The following is a 4,783-nucleotide window of genomic DNA, read 5'->3' as shown; positions in this document are numbered from 1 at the left end:
ACACCGGCTAAGCCAACCTCGTCCAAGGATGAGGCGGACAAGCCAGCAGATGATCAAAAGCATGACGACGATCCGTCGGCGTAATGCCCAAAGCAGCCTTCCTAGTGAGGGCTGTTTTTTTGTCTTTCACAAAAACTTCACGTCCTGGCCGCAAGATTCACACACAATCACCACGCCTCGCCCAAGGGTCATCGCTATGCTTGAAAGGTTGAAACAGAGAGGGAGCGTGACGAGGATGTTTGAAGATTATGCCAGTGTGATGATTTATGGGGCGGATGCGCTTGGGCTTTTGGCGCTATTGATTTATGGTTTTGTCCGCCATGATCTACTGAAAAGCCGGCCGACTGCTGAGGCAAAGGCGACCCTGACGGCGCGCTGGGTGCAGCGCCTGAAAGTGATGACAGCGCTGAGTGGCCAAGAGCCGCAGTATTTGCCCAGCCTCAGTCGCTGGTTGCGAGTGCTCGGACTCACCGGCCTGTTCGCCGCGGCTGGGTGTGGGGCCTTTATCGCCGAAGCCAGTGGTTGGAATGGCACTTATTATAGTTGGTACATATGGTTGATTGCTTTGGCTTTGGGCATTTGGGCCACGATTGCGTGGCGCAATTTTGAGCGGCGCCAGCTGATGGCCACCGCCAATCTGAAGCACCGCCGCGCCGAGGACTATCAGGCGCTGGGGCTTCACGCTGACGGCCGCTATGTCGCGCAACTGATGGGCACGGCCAAGTATTTGATTGCGGCGCAGGGCTTTTTCATGCTCAGTTGTCTGTTCGCTTTACTATGGAATTAGCAGTGGTCAGAAGCGTTCTGCGGAGCGCTTTTTTGATTCTGCCAATGATGAAAAAGGCTGGCCGTACTGCCGGCGGCGCTGTCCATGCAAGCGTTGATCCATTGGCACCGGGTGGCATCAGCGCAGACTTTCTGGTATGATACTTGCGTTTATGAGGCAAAGGAGAGAGCTGAAAATGGCAGATCAATTGATCACAGCAGTTTCAAAAGACGGGGCGTTTCGCGTCTTCGCCGTCGATGCAAGCGGCGTGGTGGCAGAAGCCCAGCGTCGTCATGATACCTGGAGCGCGGCTTCGGCGGCGTTAGGGCGGACTCTGGTGGCGACACTTTTGCTCTCTGCAGCGGGTCTGAAAGATGACCGCGATTTGCTAACGGTGCGACTGAAAGGCGACGGCCCGGTCGGCGGCATGGTGGTGGATGGCACCAGCCATGGCACGGTGCGTGGTTACATTGAGCATCCGCATGTCACTTTGCCCCTTAATGTCGTCGGCAAAATTGACGTCGGCCGCGCGGTGGGCCATCAAGGGCTGCTGGCGGTGACCAAAGATCTCGGCCTCGGCGAGCCGTTTACTGGCCAAGTGCCGCTGGTTTCGGGCGAACTCGGGGAAGACTTCACGTATTATTTGGCCCAGTCCGAGCAAATCCCGGCGGCAGTGGGGTTATCGGTGTTTGTCAATGCCGACAATTCCATTCAAGTCGCAGGTGGGTTTATGATTCAAGCGCTGCCTGGCGCCAAAGACGCTGAGCTGGCCGCGGTGGAAACCAGTGTCAAAACCCTGCCCCTGACCTCAGAGATGCTGCGGCAAGGGCTGACCCCGCTGCAAATTGCGCAGCGCGCGATGGGCGATATTCCGGTGAAACAAGTGGCGGCCAAGCCCGTGGCGTTTGCCTGCACCTGCAGCAAGGCCCATTTTGGCGCAATCATCGCCACCACGCCGCGGCGGGACCTTAAAGCCATGATTGAAGAAGATCACGGCGCCGAAGCCGTCTGCAAATTTTGCGGCGCGAAGTATCAGTATTCAGAAGATGAGTTAAAGGCAATGCTGAAAGCAAAGGATGAGAAGAATGACAACTAAGCCCTTAGAATGGCAAATCGGTGACGTGACGATTCCGAATCGCGTTGTGGTGGCGCCGATGGCCGGCATCACCAATGCCGCCTTTCGCGTGACCGCCAAGGAATTTGGCGCCGGGTTGGTGGTGTGTGAAATGATCTCCGACCGGGGGATCATGTATCACAATAAGAAGACCTTGAGCATGCTGTTCGTGGATCCCCGCGAGCATCCCATTTCCATTCAGATTTTCGGTGGCACCAAAGAAACCCTGGTCAATGCGGCCAAGTTTATTGACCAAAACACCGAAGCCGACATTATCGACATCAACATGGGCTGCCCAGTGCCGAAAGTGACCAAAACCGACGCTGGCGCGCACTGGTTGCTCGATCCGAACAAGGTTTACGAAATGGTGGCCGCGGTGGTGGATGCTGTCCACAAACCGGTGACGGTGAAAATGCGGACCGGCTGGGATTCTGACCATATTTACGCGGTAGAGAACGCTTTGGCAGCCGAGCGCGCCGGGGCTTCTGCTTTGGCCATGCACGGTCGGACCCGGAAGCAGCTGTATACCGGCCATGCCGACTGGAATATTTTGAAAACGGTCAAGGAGCAACTGCACATTCCGTTTATGGGCAACGGGGATGTGCGCACGCCGGAAGACGCTAAGCGAATGCTGGAAGAAGTCGGCGCCGATGCCGTGATGATCGGCCGCGCGGCGCTGGGCAATCCTTGGATGCTCAAAGGCGTCGAGACTTATCTGCGCACTGGGGAACTGCTGCCAGAGCCAACCCCGCGCGAAAAAATCACCACGGCCAAGCTCCAGCTTCATCGGTTGGTCGATTTGAAAGGCGAAGGTCAGGCCGTGCGGGAATTCCGCAGTCAAGCGGCTTATTACCTGAAGGGTATTCCGCGCGCCGCCCGCACCAAAGCAGCGGCGATGAGCGTGGACACTGAGCGAGAAGTCGACGATATTTTTGACCGCTTCGTCGAAGAAACCGAAGCCCGCCAAAAAGCCAAAGCCGCCGGGTAACGCGGTTGCTTTTTTCCTAGGAGATTGGCAAAATGGCTAGTGGACATGAAACGGAGGAATAACGTTGGCTAAGGAACAAAATGAATTAAACGATCAGATGATCGCGCGGCGCCAAAAGATGGAGGCGCTCAAGGCGGATGGCATCGATCCATTTGGTCACCGCTTTGATCGCACCCATTTAACCCAGCAGTTGCATGACGCTTATGACGGCATCGATAAGGATGACTTGGCGGCTAATCCCGTCGAAGTCGTGATTGCAGGCCGGATGATGGCCAAACGCGGCAAGGGCAAGGTCGGCTTTGCGGATCTGCGTGATCGCTCGGGCCGGATCCAAATCTATGCGCGCCGTGATGTCGTCGGCGAGGAAAACTACAAGATTTTCAAAAAAGCCGATTTAGGTGACTTCATCGGTGTGGCCGGCGACATGATGAAAACCGATGCTGGCGAGTTGACCGTGCGCGCCACGCACCTGACCTTCTTGAGCAAGGCACTGCGGCCACTGCCAGATAAGTATCACGGTTTGACGAATGTGGAACAGATTTACCGTCAGCGGTATCTGGACCTGATTGCCAACCCAGACAGTTTCGACCGTTTCGTCAAGCGCAGTAAAATCGTCAGTGCGGTGCGCGAGTACCTGGACAACCTGGGCTTTCTTGAAGTCGAAACCCCTGTGCTGCATACTTCTGCCGGTGGCGCGAATGCGCGGCCATTTATCACGCATCACAACGCTTTGGACATCGACTTGTTCCTGCGCATTGCCTTGGAGCTACACTTGAAGCGGCTGATTGTGGGCGGCATGGAACGGGTTTATGAAATCGGCCGAGTGTTCCGGAATGAAGGCTTGGACACCAAGCACAACCCAGAATTCACCGAATTGGAAACTTATGCCGCGTACTGGGATCTCAGCGATGTCATGAACGAAACGGAAGGTTTATTCCGGTTTGTGGCCCACAAAGTCTTAGGTACCGGCGCTATTTCCTATCAAGGTCAAGCTATTGATTTGGATGCGCCATTTAAGCGGGTGCACATGGTGGACGCCATTAAGGCGGAAACCGGCATCGATTTCTGGGAGCCGATGACCGATGAAGCGGCCAAGCAGCTCGCCGACGAAAAAGGCGTGCACTATGAAGCTTTCTGGAAGACGGGCCATATCATTAATGCGTTCTTCGAAGAATTCGTTGAACCAACTTTGACCCAGCCAACCTTTGTCTATGGTCATCCGATCGAAGTGTCGCCGCTGGCCAAGAAGAGTCAAAAGGATCCGCGCTTTGTGGATCGCTTTGAACTCTTCATGCACGGCAATGAATACGGCAACGCCTTTACCGAACTGAATGATCCCATTGATCAAAAAGCCCGGTTTGAAGCCCAAGCGGCTGAAAAGGCCAGTGGTAATGACGAAGCCCAGCCCATCGACAATGATTATGTTGAAGCCCTGGAATACGGCATGCCACCAACTGGGGGCCTGGGTATTGGGATTGATCGGTTGGTCATGCTTTTGACCGATGCCGCGTCTATTCGTGATGTGCTTTTGTTTCCAACTATGCGGCCGTAATGGTCAAAGTAGGTCTCCTTTGTTTGGAGGCCTTTTTTGTTGCCTGAACATTGGGTACTGGTCATACCGTAAAAAGTGGGCCTAATTCGCATAAAAGGCAAACGAAAATTTGATGCTTTTAATGCTCGTTCGGAAACTGCAAAAGGTTGAAAATTTTGTTGACGCTGTGCGGTTCTGCTGATATGATAAATACCGTTGTCAAGGCAATCACGGCGGTTTTTAAGCCACACGACTGATAATTTTCAGTTGACGGCTTTCAAGCGTGGTGGTAAGATTTCATAGTTGCCTTTTGGACAAGGTAGTCCTTTGAAAACTGAACAAAGTTTCGTAAATGTGATAGGGCTTTTCGATGTAAATCGAAGA

General features: G+C 54.2%; 4 protein-coding genes. All 4 read left to right on the top strand.

Annotated features, from left to right (window positions below; translation table 11 throughout):
• Positions 1-235 precede the first annotated feature (235 nt).
• The gene (locus JUF11_RS11700) at positions 236-787 is read left to right on the top strand and encodes a hypothetical protein (RefSeq protein ID WP_204119729.1); all 552 of its coding nucleotides are present in this window, start codon (positions 236-238) and stop codon (positions 785-787) included.
• 175 nt (positions 788-962) lie between these two features.
• A complete protein-coding gene (gene hslO, locus JUF11_RS11695) occupies positions 963-1,862 on the top strand; it encodes an Hsp33 family molecular chaperone HslO (RefSeq protein ID WP_125579513.1) in 900 nt (299 codons plus the stop codon).
• The gene (gene dusB, locus JUF11_RS11690) at positions 1,852-2,868 is read left to right on the top strand and encodes a tRNA dihydrouridine synthase DusB (RefSeq protein WP_204119728.1); all 1,017 of its coding nucleotides are present in this window, start codon (positions 1,852-1,854) and stop codon (positions 2,866-2,868) included. The genes hslO and dusB overlap by 11 nt, the downstream gene beginning before the upstream one ends.
• A 64-nt stretch (positions 2,869-2,932) precedes the next feature.
• Positions 2,933-4,420, top strand: a complete 1,488-nt coding sequence (lysS, locus tag JUF11_RS11685; protein ID WP_236000583.1) for a lysine--tRNA ligase — start codon at positions 2,933-2,935, stop codon at positions 4,418-4,420.
• Positions 4,421-4,783: the final 363 nt, after the last annotated feature.

It is taken from the genome of Lacticaseibacillus suilingensis (assembly GCF_016861845.1).
Lineage (GTDB): Bacteria > Bacillota > Bacilli > Lactobacillales > Lactobacillaceae > Lacticaseibacillus > Lacticaseibacillus suilingensis.
Note: the sequence above shows the minus strand (reverse complement) of the source record. Positions and strands in the feature narration are given on the sequence as shown.